We start from the raw sequence: 22,085 nt of genomic DNA on the forward strand, positions 1-22,085 counted from the left end.
AACCTGGGCCGATGCAGGTTCTCGTCGTCGACAATTACGACAGCTTCGTGTTCAACCTGGTCCAGTACCTGGGCCAGCTCGGCGTGGACGCACAGGTCTGGCGCAACGACGACGAACGGCTGAGCAGCGACGCCGCCATCGCCAAGGTGACCGCCGACTTCGACGGCGTACTGGTGAGCCCCGGACCGGGCACGCCCGAGCGCGCCGGCGCCTCGATCCCGCTGGTGCGCGCGTGTGCCGCGGCCCGCACGCCCCTGCTCGGGGTCTGCCTGGGACATCAGGCCATCGGCGTCGCGTTCGGCGGCACCGTGGACCGTGCTCCCGAACTGCTGCACGGCAAGACCAGCGTCGTGCACCACACCGATGACGGTGTGCTGAAAGGACTTCCGGATCCGTTCACCGCCACGCGCTACCACTCGCTGACCATCCTGCCCGACACCGTCCCGGCCGAGCTCGAGGTCATCGCGCGCACCGAAGGCGGCGTGATCATGGGCGTGCGCCATGTCGAGTTGCCCATTCACGGTGTGCAGTTCCACCCCGAGTCGATCTTGACCGAGGGCGGACACCGCATGCTGGCCAACTGGCTCGGCTACTGCGGCGCCGCGCCCGCCGAGACCCTCGTCCGACAGCTCGAGGACGAGGTCGCCCGCGCGGTCGCGGCCGCTACGACGCGAAACTCAGCGTAATCCGGGCGTCCCGGTTCACCGGGGTGCCCGCCGCGGGTGTCTGATTCACGACGGCGTTCGTGCGCTGGCCGCTGTCGCGAACGTCGGCGCCCTTGTCGAGTTGCCCGGTCCAACCGAGGGCCGTCAACCGCGGATAAGCGTCCGCCCAGAACTGCCCGACCAGGTCGGGCATGATGAACTGATTGCCCTTCGACACGTGGATCTGAATCACGGTGTCCTTCGGAACCGACTGCCCTGCGGGCGGCTCGGTGCCGACCACCTGGCCGGCAGGCGCGGTGTTGTCCACCTCGACGATGACGGTGTTGGGGAAGCCCGACGCCCCCAAGATATTTTTGCAACTGTCGGCGGTCTGCCCGACGCAGTCAAGGATCTGGGCGTTCTCGGGACCGGAGCCCACGGCAATGGTGATCTCGTAGATGACACCGGTGTTCTGGTTCGCCGGCGGATTGGTCGCGATCACCTTGCCCTTTTGCTCAGGCGTCGACGGGGTCGAGGATTCCCTGACTTTCTCGAACCCGGCGTCTTTGAGCTTCTGCCTGGCCTGCGAGGGCGTCAGTCCGACCACGTCGGGTACTGGCGCCTGTTGCGGACCGGTAGAGACATTGATGGTGATCTCGTCCCCAGCGGCCACGGTGCTGTTCGCGGCGGGCTCGGTGTCGATGACTTGATCGACAGGTACAGAGTTGTCCGGCCGGGGCTCGGTACGAGTTTTGAAACCCCGGTTCTGCAACGCGGCTTGCGCGTCATCGACGGACTGGCCGCTCACATCGGGCACCTGAACGTCGCGCGGACTGCTGCCGACCATGTTGATCGCGACGGTCACGACCACGGTGAGCACCGCGAGCACCGCCACCGCGATGAGCCAGCGGGCCACCGAGTTGCCGCGCTCACGTGAGTAACCGGCGGGCCGTGGGACCGGCATGTCCTGGGTCGCGGGTCCGCGGTCCATCGGTGCGGTCAGCATCGACGTGCGCTCGGCGTCGGTGAACACCTTGGGCGCGTCGGGTGCCTGCCCGCTGTGCACGCGGATCAGGTCCGACCGCATCTCCGCGGCGGACTGGTAGCGGTTGTCGGGGTTCTTGGCGAGTGCTTTGAGGACGACGGCGTCGAGCTCGGGCGAGATGCCCTGGTGGCGGTGCGACGGCGGAATCGGATCCTCGCGCACGTGCTGGTAGGCGACCGCGACCGGCGAGTCACCGATGAAAGGCGGTTCGCCCGTGAGGATTTCGTACAGGACGCAGCCGAGCGAGTAGACGTCGGAGCGGGCGTCGACCGTCTCGCCGCGGGCCTGCTCCGGTGACAGGTATTGCGCGGTGCCGATCACGGCGGCGGTTTGCGTGACGCTGTTGCCGGTGTCGGCGAGTGCCCGCGCGATGCCGAAGTCCATCACCTTCACAGCGTTGTTCTTGCTGATCATGATGTTGGCCGGCTTGACATCGCGGTGGATGATGCCGTGCTGATGGCTGAAGTTCAGCGCCTGGCACGCGTCGGCGATGATCTCGATCGCGCGCTTCGGCGGGATCGGGCCGTCGGTGTGGACGATGTCGCGCAGCGTCACGCCGTCGACGTACTCCATGACGATGTAGGGCAGCGGCCCGTTCGGCGTCTCGGCTTCGCCGGTGTCGTACACCGCGACGATCGCCGGATGGTTCAGTGCGGCGGCGTTCTGGGCCTCGCGGCGGAACCGGAGATAGAAGCTGGGGTCGCGGGCCAGGTCGGCGCGCAGCACCTTGACCGCGACGTCACGGTGCAGCCGCGTATCGCGTGCCAGATGAACTTCGGACATGCCGCCGAAGCCGAGGATTTCACCGAGTTCGTATCGGTCGGAGAGGTGCTGAGGCGTCGTCATTGCAGTATCTGTTCCGGTGCTGCGGGGGCCCGCGGCATGATCACGTGGAGTCCCAGCTCAGGCAACGCTGCCGGCGACTGGTAAGGCGTTGTCTCGGTCACCGTGTCGGTCACCGTGGGTGGTGGCGTCTGGTCCCTTTCCTTGCGGTCCTGCGCATTGAGCACGATCAGGATCGCGATCACGATCGCCAGCGCGCCGAGGACGCCAGCCGCCCACAATAGCGCGCGCTGGCCGGACGAGAACGTACGCCGCGGTGGCGGCGCCGGGCGGTGGGCACTGGTGGCCGTCGGCCTCGCGCGTGCGGCGGTGACGGGCGCGCGCCCGGTGAGGTCGGCGGCCGCGCGAGCCTGCGCGGCGGACGGCACGGCGGCCGGGGCGGCCCGTCCCAGTGTCGGGGCCTGGTTGGGCCGGGGTGGGCGGCGGCCGGAGCGCACCGCGGCGACGGCATCGGCGAACGGCCCGCCCGACTTGTAGCGCATGCCGGGGTTCTTGACGAGCGTGATCTCGATCAGCTCACGCACATTGGGCGGCAGATCGGCAGGCAGTGGCGGCGGCGTCTCCTTGATGTGCTTCATCGCCACCGTCAGCGCACCGTCGCCGGTGAACGGGCGCTTGCCCGAAACCGATTCGTAGCCAACGACTCCCAGTGAGTAGACATCGCTGGCCGCGGTCGCGTCGTGGCCGAGGGCCTGCTCGGGCGCGATGTACTGGGCGGTGCCCATCACCATGCCGGTCTGGGTGACCGGTGCGGCGTCGACGGCCTTGGCGATACCGAAGTCGGTGAGCTTCACCTGACCGGTCGGGGTGATCAGGATGTTGCCCGGCTTGACGTCGCGGTGCACCAGGCCCGCCGTGTGGGCGACCTGCAGCGCGCGCCCGGTCTGCTCGAGCATGTCGAGCGCATGACGCAGCGACAGGCGGCCGGTGCGCTTGAGCACAGAGTTCAGCGGCTCACCGTTGATGAGCTCCATGACCAGATACGCCGTACGGCCTTCGCCGTCGAGCTCGGTCTCGCCGTAGTCGTACACGCTCGCGATGCCGGGGTGGTTGAGCATCGCGACCGTGCGGGCCTCCGCCCGGAACCGCTCGACGAACTCGGCGTCGGTCGAGAACTCGGCCTTGAGTACTTTGACCGCGACCCGGCGACCCAGCCGGGAGTCGACGGCTTCCCACACCTGGCCCATACCGCCGGTGGCGATCAGTCGCTGCAGCCGGTAACGACCGGACAGCGTGACTCCGACCCGGGGGCTCATGTTCCCTCCCGCAGCGCCGCCGCGATCGTGGCGCGTCCGATAGGGGCGGCCAATGCGCCGCCGGTGGCTGACAACCGGTCGCCGCCGTCCTCGACCAGCACCGCGACCGCGACCTTGGGGTCGGAGGCCGGTGCAAAGGCGATGTACCAGGCATGCGGCGGAGTGTTGCGGGGGTCAGTCCCGTGCTCCGCCGTACCGGTTTTCGAAGCGATCTGCACGCCGGCGATAGCTCCCTTCTGCTGAGTCACCTGCTCGGCGGCGACCATCAAATCCGTAAGTGTAGCCGCGACCTGGGGTGACACCGCTCGGCGCTCTTGGACGGGCGCGGTGGTGCTGATGGTGGCCAGATCCGGCCCCTTGAGGTTATCCACAAGATAGGGGCGCATGGATATGCCGTCATTGGCGATTGTCGCGGCCACCTGTGCGTTCTGCAACGGTGTGAGCGCGACGTCGCGCTGTCCGATGCTCGACATGCCCAGCGCGGCGCCGTCGAGAATCGGCCCGGTGGTGGACTCGGCGACCTGCAGCGGGATCGCCGGTGGCGGCGCGTCCAGGCCGAACGCCTGGGCCGTCGCCTTGAGCTTGTCGGCGCCGGTGTCGAGACCCAATTCGACGAATGCGGTGTTGCAGGACTTCGCGAACGCGTCGCGCAGCGACGTGGTGGGTCCGGGTCCGCAGGCCGCGCCGCCGAAGTTCTCCAGCGTCGCGGTGCTGTCCGGCAACGACGTCCGAGCCGCGGACGTCAGCTGCGTGTCCGGGGTGGCGCCGGCCTGCAGCGCGGCCGCGGTGGTGATGACCTTGAACGTCGACCCCGGCGGGTAGGTCTCGGAGATCGCGCGGTTGAGCAACGGCGACTGCGAATCGTCGCGCAACTGCTCCCACGCCGTGGTCTGCGCGTTGAGATCATGCGTGGCCAGCAGATTGGGGTCGTAGGACGGTGCCGAGACCATGGCCAGAATCTTGCCGGTCGACGGTTCGAGCGCGACGACCGAGCCCCGGCAGGGCCCGTCACAGCCGGTCTGCATCGCGTTCCACGCGGCCTGCTGCACCTGCGGTTTGATGGTCGTGTCGACGTTGCCGCCCCGCGGATCGCGTCCGGTGAAGAAATCGGCGAGCCGCCGGCCGAACAAGCGCTCGTCCGAGCCGTTGAGGATGGTGTCCTCGGCGCGCTCGAGGCCCGTGCTGGAGTACGCCAGCGAGTAGAAACCGGTGACCGGCGCGTAAGCCTGCGGATCGGGATAGACGCGCAGGTACCGGAACCGCCCGTCGGTCGCGACCGAGTAGGCCAAAAGCTGACCGCCCGCGCTGATCTGCCCGCGCTGACGCGAGTACTCGTCGAGCAGCACCCGCTGGTTGCGCGGGTCGGCGCGTAACCCGTCGGCGGTGAAGACCTGGGTCATCGTGGCGTTGGCCAACAGCAGCACGATCAGCACCATGATCGCGACGGCTACCCGGCGCAGTGAGGTGTTCATACCTTCTCGATCACCTCGGTACTGGCCGCCGCGATGGGCGTCGCGTTCGGTGGCCGCTCGGTGGTGATCGGTCGCCGTGCGGCGTAGGAGATGCGCACCAAGATGGCCAGCAGCACATAGTTCGCCACGAGCGACGAGCCGCCGTAGGACATCCACGGTGTGGTGAGCCCGGTCAGCGGAATCAGTCGGGTGACGCCGCCAACGACGATGAACAGCTGGATGGCCAGCGTCGAGGCCAGGCCCGCGGCAAGAAGCTTGCCGAAGCTGTCCCGTACGGCGATCGCGGTGCGCAGGCCGCGGATGATGACGATCGTGTAGAGCATGAGAACGCCTGCGAGACCGACCAATCCGAGTTCTTCACCGATCGCGGCGACGATGAAATCGGTGGCGGCGGCCGGTACCGTTCCGGGCTGCCCGTTGCCGAGACCGGTGCCGAAGATGCCGCCGGTTGCGAAGCTGAACAGCGACTGCACCATCTGATAGCCGGCGCCCTCAGGGTCGGCGAACGGGTCCAGCCAGGTCTGCACCCGCACCCGGACGTGACCGAAAATGTGGTATGCCGCAACGCTTCCCACCGCGAACAGCGCAAGCCCGATGACCACCCAGCTGAGGCGTTCGGTGGCGACATAGAGCAGCACGAGAAACGATGCGTACAGCAGAAGTGAAGTGCCCAAATCCTTTTCGAAGATCATCACGCCCACCGACGCGGCCCACGCCAACAGCAGCGGTGCCAGATCACGCGGGCGGGGCAGGTCGACCCCGAGGAAATGCTTACCGGCACTGGTGAACAGGCTGCGCTTGGCCACCAACACCGACGAGAAGAAGATCAGCAGCAGAATCTTGGAAAACTCGGCGGGCTGAATCGAGAAGCCCGGGAACTGAATCCAGATCTTCGCGCCGTACTGCTCGGAGTACCTCGCCGGCAGCAGCGCCGGAATCACAAGCAGCACAAGGCCGGTCAGGCCGCAGATGTATCCGTACCGGGCCAGCATGCGGTGGTCTTTGAGAAAGATCACCACGAGCGAGAACGCGATGACGCCGACAAGGGTCCACAGCATCTGCTGGTTCGCTGTTCCGCCGAGGCCGTCGGAGGTCATCTCGCCCTTGGCCAGATCCAGCCGGTGGATCATCACCAGGCCCAGCCCGTTGAGCAGCGCGACCACCGGCAGCAGCAGCGGATCGGCGTACGGCGCGAACCGTCGCACGGCCAGGTGTGCGCCGCCGAACAGTGCCAGGTATCCGATCGTGTAGCGGGCCAGATCCCAGCTGACGCCTTGTTCCTGATTGGTCTCGACGATCAGCAGCGCGACGGTGGTGATCAGCGCCGCGAACCCCAGTAGCAGCAGTTCCGCGTTGCGCCGGTTCGGTAGCGGCGGCATGACGGTAACCGGCGACTGGGGCTGCGTCGTCATGACACCGCCCGGCAGTTCGTCCCCGGTTCGGGTGGCGGGGGAGGCAGTGCGGTGACGGTGGGCGACGGCGTTGGCGAAGGCGACGGAGCCGGCGCGCCCGGGGGCGGCGGGGTCGGCGCGGGCGCGGTGACGGTCGTCGGCGTCTCCGGCGCCGGAGAGCCACCCGGGCCGCGTGCGCTGGGCTCGGGCGCGGGTTCCGAAGTCGGCGTCGGCGGCGGCGGCGGTGTGGTGGTCGTCGGTGTGGCCGCTCGGCGCGGCGCGCACACCGGCAGCACGGAACTGCGGGCGAGTTCGGTGATCTGGGCGAACGCCTCGTCGAGGGTGCCGCCGGGCAGCCCGGCCACCACCTGCGCGCGTTCGGACGGGCGCATGTCGTTGACGGCCATCAGCCGGCAGGCGAGGTTGTCCTGATTCTCGTCGGCGCCGATCAGCGACAGCTCGTTGCGGTCGTTGAGGCAGCCGAGCCGGTAGGGCTCCTGCAGGGAGTATCCGAGAAACGAGCCCTGGATACCGCGCATGATCGAGACCGTGCCGTCGTGCTCGGCGACGTAATAGTTGTTGCGGATGATCTCGCGGCCGATCGCCAGGCCGCCCACCACCACCAACAACAGGAGTATCGCGGCGATGACGATGCGACGCCGCGACCGGGGCTTGCGCGACGGTTCGGCGGGCTGGGGCACTACTCGTTTGGGTTCGTTGCGACGCGGATTGAATGCCGACGCCCGGCCGGCCGCGGTGTTGGGCGGTGCGGTCTGGTCATCGTCACCGGACACCGCGCCGGCGAGGATTGGCTGCGTCTGCCCGTAGTCGTAGTCGACGACGTCGGCCACCACCACGGTGACGTTGTCGGGACCACCGCCGCGCAGCGCCAATTCGATGAGCCGGTCGGCGCTTTCGGCGACGTCCTCGATCTGCAGCGCCTCGTGGATGGTCTCCTGGCTGACCGGATCGGACAGACCGTCCGAGCACAGCAGGTAACGGTCGCCGGCCTTGGCCTCGCGCATGATCAGCGTCGGCTCGACCTCATGGCCGGTGAGCGCCCGCATGATGAGCGAGCGCTGTGGATGGCTGTGGGCTTCTTCGGCCGTGATGCGGCCCTCGTCGACGAGCGTCTGGACGAAGGTGTCGTCTTTGGTGATCTGCGTCAGTTCCCCGTCGCGCAGCAGATAGCCCCGCGAGTCACCGATGTGCACGAGGCCGAGACGGTTGCCCGCGAACAGGATCGCGGTCAGCGTCGTGCCCATACCGTCGAGTTCGGGGTCGGCCTCGACGTGCGCGGCGATCGCGGAGTTGCCCTCGGCCACCGCGGCGTGCAGCTTGCTCAGCAGATCGCCGCCGGGCTCGTCGTCGTCGAGGTGGGCCAGCGCTGCGATGACGAGCTGTGAGGCCACCTCGCCCGCGGCATGCCCGCCCATCCCGTCGGCGAGCGCGAGCAGCCGGGCACCTGCGTAGACGGAGTCTTCGTTGTTGGCGCGGACCAGGCCGCGATCGCTGCGCGCGGCGTATCGGAGAACGAGGGTCATATTGCTCCTCGCGTGCGCGGCGTCACGGGCGCAGCTCGATTACCGTCTTGCCGATCCGAACCGGCGTGCCTATGGGAACCCGTACCGCTGTTGTCACCTTCGCCCTGTCGAGGTATGTGCCGTTGGTCGATCCTAGGTCCTCGACGTACCACTCCGAACCTCGTGGCGAGAGTCTGGCGTGGCGCGTCGAGGCGTAGTCGTCGGTCAGGACCAATGTCGAGTCATCTGCCCGGCCGATCAGCACCGGTTGGTTGCCCAGCGTGATGCGGGTACCGGCAAGGGCGCCGTCGGTCACCACGAGCTGGCGCGCCACGTGGCGTCGTTGCCGATTGGGCAGCAGCGAACCACGCAACGCAAGCCCACGACGCACCATCACCGCACCCGTCGGCGCGTATATATCGGTGCGCAGGATGCGCAGCACCGACCAGATGAACAGCCACAGCAGCAACAGGAAGCCGACGCGCGTCAGCTGCAGCACTAACCCCTGCATCCGACGTCCTTTCCGTGGCAGTCCCGTTGGTGTCCTTCAGCGACCTTCGGCATCGTCACGATACTTGGACAGAGATGGGCATGAGGGTGAAGCGGGCTGCTTGTCACCCCGTTGTGTCCGGTCCGCGACGCTCAGTGCACGCGCACGATGATCTCGGAGTGTCCCAGCCGGATGACGTCGCCGTCCGCCAGTTGCCACTCCTGCACCGGTGCGTTGTTCACTGTGGTGCCGTTGGTGGAGTTGAGGTCTGACAGCAACGCCACCTGACCGTCCCACCGGATCTCCAGATGCCGGCGCGACACACCCGTGTCCGGCAGCCGGAACTGAGCGTCCTGGCCGCGGCCGATCACGTTCGCGCCTTCGCGGAGCTGATAGGTCCGGCCACTGCCGTCGTCGAGCTGCAGCGTGACGGTCGCACCACCGGCCTGGTAGTCACCCGCGCCGTAGCCGCCGCCGTACCCGGCCTGACCGCCGCCAGGAGCGCCGTACTCGTAATCCCGGCCGGCCGGCTCGCCGTAACCCTGATCGGGGTAGCCGCCGGGTGCCGGTTCGCCGTAGCCACGGCCGTAATCCGGCTGCTGGCCGTATTCCGGACGTCCGTACGACTGACCGCCGTAGCCGCCCTGATCGGGGTAACCGCCGCCGGGGCGAGGCTCCTGCCTGCCGTAGTCATCGTGACGCCCGGGTGCGGGCTGACGGCCGTAGTCGTACTCGCCTGCGGGACCGCCGTAGCCGGGCTGGCCGCCGGGGGGCGGGCCGTACCCACCGGGCTGCTGGCCGTACCCGCGGCCGGCCGGCTGGTCATACCCGCCACCCGGCTGGCCGTAGCCACCGCCGGCGGGCGGACGCTGCTCGTAGGACTGCGGGGGGTAGCCGCCCTGATCGGGATAGCCACCCTGGTCCGGATAGCCGCCCTGATCGGGATAGCCACCCTGCTCTGGGTAGCCACCCTGGTCGGGATATCCGCCCTGATCGGGGTAACCGCCGCGCGGCGGGTAGCCGCCTTGCTCCGGCGGGTACTGGCCGCCACGCGGATCATCCTGCTGACGCCCGTACCGGTCGTCGTAGTAATCGTCGCCGGGCCGACCTTGTCCCTGGCCGCCGCGGTAATTCGGGTTATCGGTCATAGGTGGTTCTCCTGATTCTGCGGTGAACGCATGGTCGCGTTGGGCTCGCGCGGATTCGCTGGCGGTCGAATCGGGGTTGACCGCGCCGTGCGCGCGGAACTGTCCGGTGTGCAAGTTCGGTGATTGCTCAAATCTAACGACCACATCACCATACGTTTGCCACCCCTGATCACGGATAAATCCCCCCAGATGCTTGGCGAACGCGGTCGAGGTCAGGTCAGTATCGGCGCTTACCTTCTGATAGTCAGTCCCACTGAGGGTAATTACGTACTCGTTCGGTGCCAAAACTTGTCCGCCTGCGACCGTCCGGGCCCGCGACTCCGCCTCGCGGCGCAACGCCGCCTCGACTTCCTGCGGGACGATGGAGCCGCCGAAGACGCGGGCGAAGGCATCGCCCACGGTGGACTCGAGCTTGCGTTCGATGCGGTCGACAAATCCCATGTCACCGCCCGCCTTCACTCGTCGTCGTTGATGGCCCAGATCGGCAGCCGGTGCTACCGCGTGTCGCTCTGGCCACACTGCTCACATGCATGGTATCGGCCTGAGCTGCCAATGCGGGACCAACAGAACTCTGAGAATCGGATCGCGGCTGGTCAATGACGTGATCTTGATGACCTTAAGAATTCATTCACCTTCATGAGGCCGTGATCGGCACGGTTTGGGAACCGAGCGCGCCCAGTGATACGCTGCCTCGGTCATTCGGGCGAGTGGCGGAATGGCAGACGCGCTGGCTTCAGGTGCCAGTGTCCTTCGGGACGTGGGGGTTCAAGTCCCCCTTCGCCCACAACGAGCGGTTCTACGAACCGCAGGCGCGAGGCCACGAACTCACTGAGAGTTCGTGGCCTTTGTGTCCGGTGGGATTGGTCGGCGGGTGCGACCTTCAACCCGTACTGGCGACTTGGTGGTGTCAATCCCTGTAATCGCTGAAGCGCCATCTATCCACTGGGGGGGCGGGCACAGGCCTCGGAGAATCTGAAGATGCGTGCCGACAGCCCGCTCCGGTGTCAGCTTGTCCCTCTTGGTCGCCGGCAGCCGGCGGGCCCGTCGGGAATCACGCGAGCCCGCCCGCCGCTAACGGCCGAACTCCAGCTCGAGTTCGGCGAGCGTCGCCATGATGGCGGCCCCGGCCCGACCTGTCGGCATTCTGGTGTCCACGTTTTCCCGTAACGCGCGCAATGTAATTCGGCGTTCACCAAGATCTGCGATGGTGCGGGTGACTTTCGCGACAGATCGGCCCAGTCGATCATGGCGGTGACGACGACGGTGTCCCCGTCGCGGGCATAATCAAGTAGTGCGGCTAGGCGCGGGGCGGGCGGTGTTAGCAGCTTCGGAAAGGTTATCGGTGTAGATCCTGTCATCACCGACGCCGGCTGCAGCCAAGGTCGCCAGCTGCGCGCCGAGCTCCTGGCCGGTAGTGCTTATACGCGCGTGTCCGAGAATCACTGCCATATCGGCGACCGTCTCACTGACCACCGACATTGAGCATTTGGGACACGCAGTGTGAGACGAGAAATGAGACACCGCGAGTTGGCGGGATCCGCCTTGGGGAGTGGCGGTTTGGGGCCTGTCCCGTTTGTTTAGAAATGAGACAGGCCCGCTTGCCCCCGGTGTTTACCCCCGTTCTCTGGGTTAGTCATCGTCGTCTTCGTCGGTGCCGAAGATTCCGAAGTCGACGTGAATGGCGATCGGACCGGTGGTGTCGTGGGTGAGCAGGATGTTGAATGCGCCGTCGCCGTAGCCTGAGTGGCTGCATACGATGTTGCGGTCGCCGACGGTGATATTGGCGTACAGCTCTGGCAGTGGGTGGTGTCCGTCGAGTTCGTCGGATAGTTGTTGTCGGTCTATGTCGGTGAGGGTGTCGTCGAAGATTGCGATGTTGCCGGAATCGGTGCCGGTCATCGCGCCGAAGCTGGGCCGAGGTGAGGGCAGCAGAGCATCGGCATAGTCCAAGCCGGTGGGCGTGCGGTCGTTGAGGCCAATCGATAGGTAGGCCTCGCGGGTCTCCAGCTCGGTTTCGTCATGCAGGGCAGGGATTTCGACGAGGGTGACCCAGACGCGGTACGTCCCCGGCGCGACGATCAGTAGACAACCGTCATCAGGACCGGGGTGGGGAAAGAATGGGTCGCGGATCCGCAGCCGGCCCGAGGGAACAGCCACCGAACCAAGCTCGAGTTCGCTTGCGCCCTTGTAGTAGAAGGTCTTTCCTACAACGAAGGTGTTGAGGTCCATTTCAGTCCTGCTTGTTTTTGGCTGTGGCTTCAAGTAGCGGCACGCAGCTACGGCCGAGTCGACGTGCAAGCGCCAACGGGGTGTGGCCGTGGTTATTGACGATGGTGGGGTCGGCTCCGCGGTCGATCATCTTGACGATCACCGGATCCCCGGGCTCGACGATGTCAGCAATCGCTTCCCATAGCGGGGTGTTGCCGTGGATGCGTTCTTGAATGTTCGGATCAGCCCCGGCGTCCAATAACGCGTGCACGATCTCAGACTGTTCCTGCTCAGCGGCATAGTGCAGCGGCGTCTTACCGTCGAGGTCTTGGGCGTTGACGTCATGTTCGCCGCTGGCGATCAACCCCAGGTACTCGTCGCGGCGGTACTCCATACCAAACATGTGCAACGGTGTGCGAGCCATAGCGATCAGCTTCCCATCTCAATCAGTCTGGCGATGACCTGGTGCGCGGTGATTTGGTCACTTGCCGGGTTTCTTGTGGTGCTTCTTGCTCTTCTTGTCTTTCTTCTTCTCGTTTTTCTTGTCGTTCTTTTTACTGTCTTTACTCTTACCGTTGCGCGGTTTTGAATCGCTATTGGTAACAGCGTCGTTGTTGTTGGCGGTGCGTGCAGATTCGCGGGCAGTGTCGCGTTGGGCACTTGCACTGGACTGGGTGGGGTTGGCTTCCTGGCGGAGCCGGCGTTGCGCAGTGGGATCCTTGGCCAACTTCTTGTTGCCTTGGTCGACCTGCCGTTTCAGCCAGCCCTTGTACTCGTCGTACATGTCGTCGGCCGAGCGTGGGTTTTCATACTTCCGGCTTCGATTTGTGCTTTCGTTTTCCCATCGCAGGTGACTGGGATCGTTTTCCCATTCGACAACCTCGCGGCGGGAAAGGCCATGCTTGCGGGCCATCTGTTGAGTGGTATGGAATTCATATCCGGGCTTATGTCCGATATCGCGCTTTTTACCCAGGACTTCGTTTGTTGCGCGGTCGATCTCTTTACCGGTCATTGGGTCGTAGTAGCGCTTGATACCTGTCTTCGTACCGATACGGTGTTTTACCCGTGCGGTGATGTCTGTGGTGAGGCGGCGATCGCCGCGTGCTGGTGGCAATGCCCAGCTGTTTTCTCCACCGGGGACTGCGTGCGGTGAGGCCTCGGGAGCTTTGCCGACGCTCGGGGCAGCGTCGGACGCGTTGTGGGTCGCAGCTGTGGGTGTGGCCTCGGGCGTCTTCGCCGGCGGTGCGTTGGGCGCCTTCGGGGAAATCCCTGGCGTGACAGGAGGTTTGGCTGTGGCCGCGATCTCCTCGGCGAGTTGCGCTGGCGGGGTGGGGGTGGCTTTGGCGACGTCGATGACGTCGTCGGCGTGCTTGCCTAGTTGTTCGACGGCGAGTTCGGCGCCCTCGGTGACGACCTTCTTGGCCGCGCCTTGTGGGGTGACCATGGAGGCGGCGCCGAGCACCGTGGAGGCGATGCCGAGGGCTTGGTTGTCGGGCATGGCGGCGGCGGCGATGTCGACGGCGGCGCTGGAGATGTTGACGGTGGCCGAGGCGATCATCGCAGCACCCGCGGGGCCACCGACGCCGGTGACCGCCAACGCGACACCGCCGACGAGTAGCGCGGATTCGAGTGGGTTTTCCGTGACGAACCCGCCCACGGCTTTGGCGCCGGAGACGGTGGCCGACGCGACGGTTGTGACTGCCGAGGTCGCGGTGTCGGCGAGTGAGCTGACGGTGTTGGTGACCGAATCAAAAAACCCTTGGGGCAGCGGTGTGCCGCCGGTCCCGGTGAGGTGCAGGGGTGGGTCGACATAGACCGGCCAGGTGGTGTGCGGTTGGGGGTCGATGACCTCGGCGAGCACATATAGCTGCGGGGCGAGTTGTTTGACCACATACGAGCTGGGCACCAATCGGCCGGTGGCATCGCGGGTTTCGGCTGGGGAGAACATGCCGATGGTCTCGGCGGTCGGGGTGGCTTTGTTGATGGTCAGGTAGCCGTTGGTGTGGGCGAGCATGACGGTGTCGGCCGGGGTGCGTACGAAGGTGGTGACCATCCGCGGCCCGCCCGGGTCGCTGATGCGGGCGACGGTGCGGGTGCCGGTGGCGGTGTTTTCGGCCAACAGGTCGAAGCCGGCGCCGGCGTTCGGGTAGACGACCTGCCCGCCCGCGGTGTGCTGGGCGTTTCCGAGCCCGCCGGGCAACACCACCTGCACCGGGCCGGCCGGAGTCTGGGCGGTTAGCCCGGCCACCGGCTCGTCAGGTATTCCGGCGCCACGCTGCTCGACGGTCAGAGTGGGATCGGAGCCGACCGCCGAATCGGTGAACGCAGCGACTGCGGCGTCGGCGAACCCCTGCGCCGCCGACACCGTGCGCACCGCCTGCCCCACCCCGCTCGACGGCGCGGCCAGGTGCAGCCCGCCGACGGTGACCGCCACCGCGCACAACGCGGCCAGCCAACGCGCCGGCCACCCCAACCACGTACTTTGCTGGCCGTCGCGCAGAAAGTTTCCTGAACCCGCGATCCAGCTATGGTTCCCCCGCATACCATCCCCCGATCAGTGAGCAATCAGCTATCTGATCACCAATGATCGAGACTGTATGTAACGCCACCAGCAATCGTCAACTAGCAGCGGTAATAGCGGGCGTCGCGTCACTCGTGCGGCCAGTTGGTTTCCATGAAGGCAAAATTAAACGAACAGGTCTTGACGAGCCGATAGCTACTCGGTTAGTGGAGCAAGCAACTTGCTATGCTGCACCCTCGGTGTTGCTCGCTGCAACATGTGATGGCGGCTCACTCGGCGAGAACGGGTGTCCCCAAATCAAACCGCACAACCGCACCGGCGAATCGGCAAAGTGGGGCCACATCAAACCCGCCATACCGGGGAGTTCAACCTGTGACAGTCACCCGCTGGCGTCCACCCTGGAGTCCACCGCCAACGGAGGCACAGCGTCGCGTGTCCAACAAGTTCCAGCGTGGGAAGGCCCGCGAGAATCCGAGCAAGTTCTCAAGACCTTCAAGGACCAGAACATTGGGCACGATCGCGTGTTCCGAGGTGACGATGGACGAGTACGGTGTGCGCGCTGTGCGATCAAGCGCCGTAATCAGCAAGACGCTGCCGCTGATGCCGCTCGTGCCCGGGCCCAAGCTAGTGCTCGCGAGGCCAACAACGCCCCCAGTCCGGGCAACACTTCTAGAACGGTTGTCACCAACAACACTCAAGACAGCACCAGTTTCAGCGGCGGCGAGAATCGCAAGAACAAGCATGGTTCCAAGAACGGCAGCAAGAAGAAGAACTCTGACAACAGCAGCAAGAAAAAGAAGAAACAGAGCACCAACAAAAAGCGCCGCAAAGGTCAGAAGTAGAACTGGCAGTGAGGTGAACCGGTCATGTCTACCCAGCTCATCGCCCAACTAGATGTCTTCCCGTCAGGCGGCATGGTCCGCATCGAAGACCCAGGCCACTCCGGCCCTGATCCCGATATCGCCGGTGGCGGAACGGACTTCGGTGACCCCGGCACGTTCGTGGCCGGTCGTCACTCAGTCCGAATCGTCACCATGTCGGCTGATACTGCCGAAAGCGTCGGCAGAAACGTGACGGTCCGGATCTATCAGGGTGCTGACCCCGCCGGGCTCGGTACCCTCATCTACTCAGGAAGTCTTGATCTCACCGAACCCACACTGGCCATTGGGGAAATGCTCGTTGGTGATGAATGGCTCCAGCGAGTAGATGTCGGCCGAACCGGACCTACTCAAATCCGGTTCTACGCCCAAACACCATCCCGGAACTAGCCGACGAACCGCAGACACCCACCGATCTCAACATCCTCATCGAGTAAGCCCACCCGGCTCTCCCTGGGGGTGGATTCGATCGAGTCAGCCCGTACCGTGGTGCGGTCTCATATCTAGACAACTGCGCTGCGCCTCAGTCAAACCAACTTCGTGGTTGCACTAGTACGCCCTAGAAAAGATCCGAAATCCTCGTTCCAACCTTCCGGGGAACACTTCAATGCGGGGGGCTGGGTGCTGCCATATCGGGTGCTGTCTCGCGGCGTCATCCCGCGTCGGCCGGCCACACTGGGTGCGGTGTTACCGCTTGATAGGACGGGTGGCGTCGCTTCGCCGCCTCGAGTGCCTCGGCATCGGGGTGCGCCGCGAGCCAGGCAGGGTGTGTCTCGAGCGATATCACCGTCGCACCGACGTTCTTTTTCTGCATGGCGACCTCCCTTGGGCCACTGCTTGATCCGTACGCTCAAGGGTGCTCGGCAAAGCTGAGCGCAGCAGTCGACAAGGCCGTGAAGTTGCTAAGAAAGAAGAATGCGCGTTCGGAGCGAACGCGCATTCTTGCGGGCTAAACGAGCGCGGCGACGGTGTCGAAGTACACGCCTTTGGGAGCGCCTGCGGTGTCCTTGATCCCGTAGCCACCACCATCGCCCGCAGTGTCCTGGTAGCAGAAGAACCACGTGGGCGGGAAGTTGGGATCCTGGTTGGCCAGTTGCCATGTCAGCCAGTCGGACGCGTCCGCGAGGCTTACCTTGCCGGGCGTGATGTAGCCGACCTCGGTGAAGGCCATCGGCCGGGTGTCGCCCTTGGACGCCTGCACCGCCTTGAGCGCGTCGATCTGCGCGATGCCGAACGGGTTCGTCCGGGGATCCACGAACGTGGCGTTCTGGTCGTCCTTGATGCTGTAGGGGTGGTAGCCCAGCAGGTCGTAGTCACCACTCTCGCCGCCCGCGTACATGCCGTTGAGCCAGTCCACCGGAGACCAGTTCTTGCCCAGCGGGGACTGGAAGGTCGGGTAGGCAGCCAGCCCTGCTGAGATGACTTGTGACCCAACGGCTCTGATGCGCGGCGCCGCCGCCTTGAGGTACTTGACGTAGTTGGCCGGGCTGCCGATGTTGAACGCGATGAGATTGGGCTCGTTCCACACCTCGTAGTACGGAATGCTGCCGAAGATCTCCGTGCACTTGCCCACGAAGTTTCCGAACCCGGTGGAGCTGTGATTCAACGGATAGTGGATGCCAAGGCATGGCATAGCGGTCAGGCCACGAGCGTCCAGCGCGTTCTTCACCGCTCGTACCGGGGTGTAATTGGTCTGACCGAAGGCATTGCTGAGGTAGCCCCAGTCGACAGCGAATCGTACTGTCTCAAAACCTATCTCGGCGATACCGTCGAGCGTTGTGGCCAGAGCAGATGACGACAACTGACACAGGTTGCTCTGGTTGATACCGATAGTCACTTCAGTTCCCCCTTCTCGACAGTCCGCCCAGGAGCCTGGGCGATCCTGCAGCAGGAACATACGGGAGACGGCTGACATCCTCTTTGCGCAGTTGCGACGCGCCACCGCAACTTTGGGCGTCATGTGGGGTTAATCGATACGGGCGACATCAAAGAGCAGTGCTGCCATACCCTGAAAAACCTCCGCGTCGTACTGGAACGAGGTCACCGCATTGGCGGTGCAGCGGGGCTGACGGCATCGGTCGGTGGGTCGGTGACGCCGCCGATCGGGCCCGCCGCTCGCGCGACGAGCGGGCAGCACGCAGCGAGCGTCGCCAGCAGGGCCGCGACGGTGACGGCCCCGATCGAGCCGTGTGCCTCGGTTGCCACGCCGGCACACGCGGTGCCGACCGCGCCGCCGACGAGTGCGCCGCTGTTGAGCCAACCGAACGCCTCGGTTGCCGAGTGTTCGGCGACCTCACGTGACACGAACAGGTAGAGCGCCGACATGGCCGGGGCGAAGCCGAGCCCCGAGAAGAACAGTGCGACGAACTGCAGCGCGAGGTTGTCGATGACGCCGAACAGTGCCGTGCCGGTCGCCACGGCCGCCAATGCGGCCACGACCCAGGCAATGCCGAGCCGACGGTGTCCGAGCAGGAGTCCGCCGATCAGTGAGCCGACGCTCGCCACCGCGATCGCCGCACCGGCCGTGACACCGTCGCGCCCCAGTTCGGCGACGATGCCGACCTCGAGCGCCATGAACGACGCGACGAGCAGCAGGCTCGTCACCATGGCGAGGATGACGGTGCGATTCGCGAGAACGCGCCCGAAACTCGATCTGCCGGCGGCGACGCCCGGGTGCAATCGCCTGGCACTGAGGAGGAACCAGGCCGTTCCCAGGACGGTGACGGCGGCCGACACGACCAGTGGCGCGGCGGTCGAGACGGCCGATGCGAGGAACGTGGCCCCAACCGGACCGACGACCCAGATCAGTTCCTGGGCGGTCGTGTCGAGCGCGAACAGTGCGCGAACACCTTCGCCGGCAACCATTTTCGGGTACAGCGCGCGGACCACTGGCATCAACGGGGGAACCGATGCGCCGATGAGCACACCGAGCGTCATCAGGAGGACCGGTGACGAGCCCGCGAACGCGAGCGCGAGCATGCTGGCGCCGCTGACCAACGCGGCAACCGACAATGTCGGCACCACCCCCAGCCGGCCGGCCAGCCGCGCGGTGACCGGCATGGCCACGGCCTGGCCGACACTGACGGCCGCCACGACGGCGCCCGCCTGCGCATAGGAGCCTGAAAGTCCCTGCACGTGCAGCAGAATCGCGAGTGAGAGCATGCCCAGTGGCAGACGCGCGAACAACTGCGACGCGGTCACGTTCACCACGCCGGGCACTCGAACGAGATCGAGGTAGGCCCGCACTGAAACCCTCCCCACAGTTCCGTCGGGCCGGTTGGACGCCGAGGCCATCACTATACCGTCCAGACGGTACAGTTAAACAGGGCTGTCGTAAGCTCTCACGATGGCTTCGTCACGCGACCGCATCCTCGACGCCTATGAGGATCTGCTGGCCGTCGAGGGCGAACGCTTCGCGACGCTAGACGCGGTCGCAGCCCGGGCGGGGGTCTCGAAGGGCGGGCTCCTGTACCACTTTCCGTCCAAGGACCGCCTGGCCGAGGCGCTCTACGATCGGCTGCAGTTCCTCGCGGCCGAGGACGTGCAGCAGATGCGAACCGCTGCCGAAGGGCCGGCGCGCCACTACATCCGCACCTCCCACTACGCGGGCACACCACTGGACCGGGCCCTGCTCGCGGTCGCGCGGTTACAGCAAGCCGGGGACACGCGGGCCCGCGCGGTCATCGAATCGGTGTCGGGGGAGTGGTTGAACGTCTTGCACGAGGCGCTCGGCGATCTCGACGTGGCCCGCGCCGTCAAGCTGATCGGGGATGGGCTGTATTACAACGCGTTGTCCACTGCGTTGGGTGGCCATCCGGCCGGAACCGACGCCGATGACGGGCTTCTCGAGGTGATCGACCGAATCATCGCGAGCACGAACGCATCCCGCAAGTGATCACGGCCTGCCCTTGGTGGCGAGATTCTTGTTCTTGTACGCCTTGTCACTCGTGACGTCGAGCGCGAACCACTCCGGTACCGCGAACGTCGCGGCGTCCGCCTCGTCGGTGAACTCGACTTCGGCGACCACCAAACCGTCGAGGGCGCCGGCATAAACGTCGAGTTCGATCGTGTGGGGCCCGTGCGGAATCCTCAACCGGGTCTTCTCGATTCGCGCGCCCTCCGATTTCGGCCACAGCGCCTCGAACATCTCGCGGGTGATCGGGATGGTTGATTCACCACGCACCAGATCACCGGCCGACTTCACGGTCAGTTCGAACGATGCGTCATCGGTGCTGCGCACCCGCGTCTCGGAGCCGTCCGCGGCGACCGCGAGATAACCCTGTTTGAGGACCAGTTTGCGTTCGGCCTGCCGGTCGACATCGGTCGGGAGGCCACGGGGCTCTACCAGAAATTTCCGTTCGACCTCGGTCCCAGGTTTCTCAGTGGCCATGCCAGCAGCCTTCCATATCTCACCGACCGAGCGTGTATGCCGTCATCGACAGTGACCCGAAGGTGTATCCCCGAACCAGCGTGTTCACGGAATCCGTTCCGGCAGAGGCGAGTCCGGCGAAGTACAGAAACGGGATGAAGTGATCGGGGGTCGGGACGGCAAGGGCGTAGTCCGCGTGCCCGTCAAGGGTGGCGACGTCGGCGGGGGAGTCGGCGATCACCGCCTGCGCGGCGTCGTCGAAGCGCTGTGCCCAGTCGTAGCCGCCGTCGGGTAGCTCGGCATCCATGCCGCGGAGGTTGTGCACGATGTTGCCGCTGGCCAACACGAGCACGCCACGCTCGCGCAGCGGGGCCAGCTTCGACCCGAGTCGCAGGTGGTAGTCCGCGGGCTCGTTCGCGTTGATCGCCAGTTGCACAACAGGTATGGAGGCATCGGGAAAAGCGTGGACCAACACCGACCACGTGCCGTGGTCGATGCCCCAGCTGTCGACGTCGGCGCCCACCCACGTCGGGTGGACGGTGTCGCTGACCTCCTCGGCCAGCTCCGGCAGACCCGGCGCCGGATACTCGACCGCGAACAGCTCTCGCGGGAACCCGTAGAAGTCGTGGATCGTGCGGGGCCGCGGCATCGCCGTCACGGCCGTCGCATTGATGTACCAGTGCGCGCTGACCACGAGGATCGCGCGCGGGCGCGGCACGGACTGCCCGAAGAGCCGCCACGCCTCGGTGTAGCGGTTGGACTCGATGGCGTTCATCGGACTGCCGTGACCGATGAACGCCGCAGGCATGATCGTGGGCATGTTGCCAGCGTAGTGACCTAAGTACCGTGGCGTTATGACGCGATTCGTCCTGATCCCGGGCGCCGGGGGAGCCGGCTGGTACTGGCATCGGGTGGCCGAGGGACTTCGCGCCCGAGGGCACACCGCGGTGTCCGTCGACCTGCCTGGCGACGGCCGGCTGCCCGACTACCGCGACATCGTGCTGGCCGAACTCCAGGGCAGCGATGTGGTCGTGGCGCAGTCGCTGGGTGGCTTCACCGCCGGCGCGGTATGCGGGGTAACCCGGCCCGCCGCAGTGGTTTTCGTCAACGCGATGATTCCGGTGCCCGGTGAGACGGTGGGGGAGTGGTGGGGCAACGTCGGTGCCGAGGAAGCTCGGGTGGCCGCGGCGAACGGCTATCCCGAGGAGTTCGACGAGTTCACCTACTTTCTGCACGATGTGCCGCCGGACATCGCGGCCGAGGGTGAATCCGAGCAAAAGGAGCAGACCGACGCGATCGCCGCCGACCCGTGCGTCTTCGGCGGCTGGGACGATATCGCGGTCAAGGTCCTCGTCGGCGCCGACGACCGGTTTTTCCCCGCCGAGTTCCAGCGCCGGGTGGCCCTTGAGCGCACCGGCATCGCCGCGGACGTCATCCCCGGTGGGCATCTGGTGGCACTGTCGAACCCCGACGCCGTCGTCGATTACCTGGCCTGATAGCCGCGTCAGACCCAATAATCCGTGGCCACCAACTCCGCGAGCGGGCGACGGCGAACCGGTCCGTGCCTGCCGCGCGGCCAGCCCACCACGACGTGCCCGGCCAACATCCAGTCCGGCGGTACGCCCACGGCGTCGCGGATGAGCTGTTCGCCGCCGTAGGACGCCCAGCTCGTCAGGCACGCGCCGAGGCCCTGCGCCCGCGCCGCCAGCAGGAAGTTCTGCATCGCCGGGAAGATCGAACCGCCGAGCAACAACTCCGAAGCCGTCGGGAACTTCTGCTGCGTGAACAGCACCGAGGTGAATTCTCCTGCGCGATCGTGCAATTCGTACGTGGCGCGGTTCGTCCTGGCCCGCCGGCTGGTGTCGTCGTCGGCGGGCCGGCTCATACCGTAGACCGGTTCGATCACCGCCAGCGCCTGGGCCGCGGCCTTGGCCACCACGGCTCGCTGCTCGGGCGAGCGCAGCACGACGAATCGCCAGGCCTGAGCGTTGGCCCCCGACGGCGCCCACGCCGCGGCCTGCAGGCATCGGTTGAGGACGGCATCGTCGACCGGTTCGTCGGTGAATCGCCGGATCGTCCGGCAGGTCGACATGACTTCCCAGACGTCGTCGGTGGCCGCGGACATCGGGTCGGACATCGCACTCCCTTCGGTTCGCTTCACCGAACTTATGCGCTGGCGGCGCTCAGCAGGCGGCCCGGTACTAATCTCGAGGCTGCCGGTTGGACGTCGGGATCACTGGAGGAGCGTTGGCGCAGCACTGCACGCGGCGCCGCCCGCTGTTCGAGCCTTCTGATCC

At 66.0% G+C, this 22,085-nt stretch carries 21 protein-coding genes, 1 tRNA gene and 1 pseudogene; 6 read left to right on the forward strand and 17 right to left on the reverse strand.

Translation table 11 applies throughout. The features are described 5' to 3' along the window. Positions 1–11: 11 nt before the first annotated feature. Positions 12–686, forward strand: coding sequence for an aminodeoxychorismate/anthranilate synthase component II (locus tag AWC31_RS07240; protein ID WP_085143621.1), 675 nt, complete (start codon positions 12–14; stop codon positions 684–686). Here the strand turns inward: AWC31_RS07240 and pknB are convergent. The 7 genes from pknB to AWC31_RS07275 form a co-directional block, all read right to left on the reverse strand. Beyond that, a complete protein-coding gene (pknB, locus tag AWC31_RS07245; RefSeq protein WP_085143622.1) occupies positions 664–2,535 on the reverse strand; it encodes a Stk1 family PASTA domain-containing Ser/Thr kinase in 1,872 nt (623 codons plus the stop codon). The two genes, AWC31_RS07240 and pknB, sit on opposite strands and share 23 nt — an antisense overlap. Beyond that, the gene (locus AWC31_RS07250) at positions 2,532–3,788 is read right to left on the reverse strand and encodes a protein kinase domain-containing protein (protein WP_085143623.1); all 1,257 of its coding nucleotides are present in this window, start codon (positions 3,786–3,788) and stop codon (positions 2,532–2,534) included. Before AWC31_RS07250 ends, pknB begins: the two co-directional genes overlap by 4 nt. Further along, entirely contained in the window at positions 3,785–5,260 is a 1,476-nt protein-coding gene (gene pbpA / locus AWC31_RS07255; protein WP_067849835.1) for a D,D-transpeptidase PbpA, read from the reverse strand. Before pbpA ends, AWC31_RS07250 begins: the two co-directional genes overlap by 4 nt. Beyond that, positions 5,257–6,672: a peptidoglycan glycosyltransferase RodA gene (locus AWC31_RS07260; RefSeq protein WP_067849833.1), complete on the reverse strand. Its 1,416-nt coding sequence runs from the start codon at positions 6,670–6,672 to the stop codon at positions 5,257–5,259. Before AWC31_RS07260 ends, pbpA begins: the two co-directional genes overlap by 4 nt. Beyond that, the gene (locus tag AWC31_RS07265) at positions 6,669–8,195 is read right to left on the reverse strand and encodes a PP2C family protein-serine/threonine phosphatase (protein WP_085143624.1); all 1,527 of its coding nucleotides are present in this window, start codon (positions 8,193–8,195) and stop codon (positions 6,669–6,671) included. Before AWC31_RS07265 ends, AWC31_RS07260 begins: the two co-directional genes overlap by 4 nt. Positions 8,196–8,217: 22 nt before the next feature. Continuing rightward, positions 8,218–8,685 carry an FHA domain-containing protein FhaB/FipA gene (locus tag AWC31_RS07270; protein WP_067849830.1) on the reverse strand — a complete coding sequence of 156 codons (468 nt, stop codon included), beginning with the start codon at positions 8,683–8,685 and terminating at the stop codon, positions 8,218–8,220. A gap of 131 nt (positions 8,686–8,816) precedes the next feature. Beyond that, on the reverse strand, positions 8,817–10,253 hold the full coding sequence (locus tag AWC31_RS07275) for an FhaA domain-containing protein (protein ID WP_085143650.1): 1,437 nt from the start codon (positions 10,251–10,253) through the stop codon (positions 8,817–8,819). Positions 10,254–10,513: 260 nt separating this feature from the next. On the opposite strand from AWC31_RS07275, the gene AWC31_RS07280 reads away from it, so the two are divergent. Next, a tRNA-Leu gene (locus AWC31_RS07280) sits at positions 10,514–10,596 on the forward strand. A gap of 209 nt (positions 10,597–10,805) precedes the next feature. Here the strand turns inward: AWC31_RS07280 and AWC31_RS07285 are convergent. From AWC31_RS07285 to AWC31_RS38130, 4 genes and pseudogenes are all read right to left on the reverse strand, one after another. Beyond that, positions 10,806–11,261, reverse strand: a pseudogene (locus AWC31_RS07285) (recombinase family protein); the annotation flags it as partial. Between the two features lie 180 nt (positions 11,262–11,441). Continuing rightward, positions 11,442–12,041 (reverse strand): DUF4241 domain-containing protein, encoded by a 600-nt coding sequence (locus tag AWC31_RS07290; protein ID WP_085143625.1) that lies wholly within the window; start codon positions 12,039–12,041, stop codon positions 11,442–11,444. 1 nt (position 12,042) lies between these two features. Next, positions 12,043–12,444, reverse strand: a complete 402-nt coding sequence (locus tag AWC31_RS07295) for an ankyrin repeat domain-containing protein (protein WP_084356509.1) — start codon at positions 12,442–12,444, stop codon at positions 12,043–12,045. 57 nt (positions 12,445–12,501) lie between these two features. Continuing rightward, entirely contained in the window at positions 12,502–14,493 is a 1,992-nt protein-coding gene (locus AWC31_RS38130) for a GH-E family nuclease (protein WP_272937907.1), read from the reverse strand. A 110-nt stretch (positions 14,494–14,603) separates the two neighbouring features. Between AWC31_RS38130 and AWC31_RS37100 the strand changes: the two genes are divergently transcribed. Both AWC31_RS37100 and AWC31_RS37105 read left to right on the forward strand, forming a co-directional pair. Next, positions 14,604–15,383, forward strand: a complete 780-nt coding sequence (locus AWC31_RS37100) for a hypothetical protein (protein ID WP_133060123.1) — start codon at positions 14,604–14,606, stop codon at positions 15,381–15,383. A gap of 24 nt (positions 15,384–15,407) precedes the next feature. Then, positions 15,408–15,809 (forward strand): hypothetical protein, encoded by a 402-nt coding sequence (locus AWC31_RS37105; RefSeq protein WP_133060124.1) that lies wholly within the window; start codon positions 15,408–15,410, stop codon positions 15,807–15,809. Positions 15,810–16,071: 262 nt separating this feature from the next. Here the strand turns inward: AWC31_RS37105 and AWC31_RS37345 are convergent, their stop codons facing one another. From AWC31_RS37345 to AWC31_RS07310, 3 genes are all read right to left on the reverse strand, one after another. After that, a complete protein-coding gene (locus AWC31_RS37345; protein ID WP_165765926.1) occupies positions 16,072–16,233 on the reverse strand; it encodes a hypothetical protein in 162 nt (53 codons plus the stop codon). 135 nt (positions 16,234–16,368) lie between these two features. Then, positions 16,369–17,256 (reverse strand): glycoside hydrolase family 5 protein, encoded by an 888-nt coding sequence (locus tag AWC31_RS07305; protein ID WP_085143627.1) that lies wholly within the window; start codon positions 17,254–17,256, stop codon positions 16,369–16,371. Positions 17,257–17,459: 203 nt separating this feature from the next. Beyond that, complete coding sequence (locus AWC31_RS07310; RefSeq protein ID WP_234816757.1) at positions 17,460–18,713, reverse strand: MFS transporter; 1,254 nt, start codon at positions 18,711–18,713, stop codon at positions 17,460–17,462. Positions 18,714–18,765: 52 nt separating this feature from the next. Between AWC31_RS07310 and AWC31_RS07315 the strand changes: the two genes are divergently transcribed. Further along, positions 18,766–19,314: a TetR/AcrR family transcriptional regulator gene (locus AWC31_RS07315; RefSeq protein ID WP_085143629.1), complete on the forward strand. Its 549-nt coding sequence runs from the start codon at positions 18,766–18,768 to the stop codon at positions 19,312–19,314. Here the strand turns inward: AWC31_RS07315 and AWC31_RS07320 are convergent, their stop codons facing one another. Together AWC31_RS07320 and ygiD are read right to left on the reverse strand one after the other, a co-directional pair. After that, complete coding sequence (locus tag AWC31_RS07320; protein ID WP_085143630.1) at positions 19,315–19,809, reverse strand: CYTH domain-containing protein; 495 nt, start codon at positions 19,807–19,809, stop codon at positions 19,315–19,317. 19 nt (positions 19,810–19,828) lie between these two features. After that, on the reverse strand, positions 19,829–20,596 hold the full coding sequence (gene ygiD / locus AWC31_RS07325) for a 4,5-DOPA-extradiol-dioxygenase (protein WP_085143651.1): 768 nt from the start codon (positions 20,594–20,596) through the stop codon (positions 19,829–19,831). 46 nt (positions 20,597–20,642) lie between these two features. Here ygiD and AWC31_RS07330 point away from each other — a divergent pair, with 46 nt between their 5' ends. Continuing rightward, positions 20,643–21,284 (forward strand): alpha/beta fold hydrolase, encoded by a 642-nt coding sequence (locus AWC31_RS07330; protein WP_085143631.1) that lies wholly within the window; start codon positions 20,643–20,645, stop codon positions 21,282–21,284. A gap of 8 nt (positions 21,285–21,292) precedes the next feature. Here AWC31_RS07330 and AWC31_RS07335 read toward each other — a convergent pair whose 3' ends face one another. Continuing rightward, positions 21,293–21,913: a nitroreductase family protein gene (locus AWC31_RS07335; RefSeq protein ID WP_085143652.1), complete on the reverse strand. Its 621-nt coding sequence runs from the start codon at positions 21,911–21,913 to the stop codon at positions 21,293–21,295. Between the last annotated feature and the right edge of the window lie 172 nt (positions 21,914–22,085).

It is taken from the genome of Mycolicibacterium wolinskyi (assembly GCF_002101965.1).
Taxonomy (GTDB): Bacteria; Actinomycetota; Actinomycetes; order Mycobacteriales; family Mycobacteriaceae; genus Mycobacterium; species Mycobacterium wolinskyi.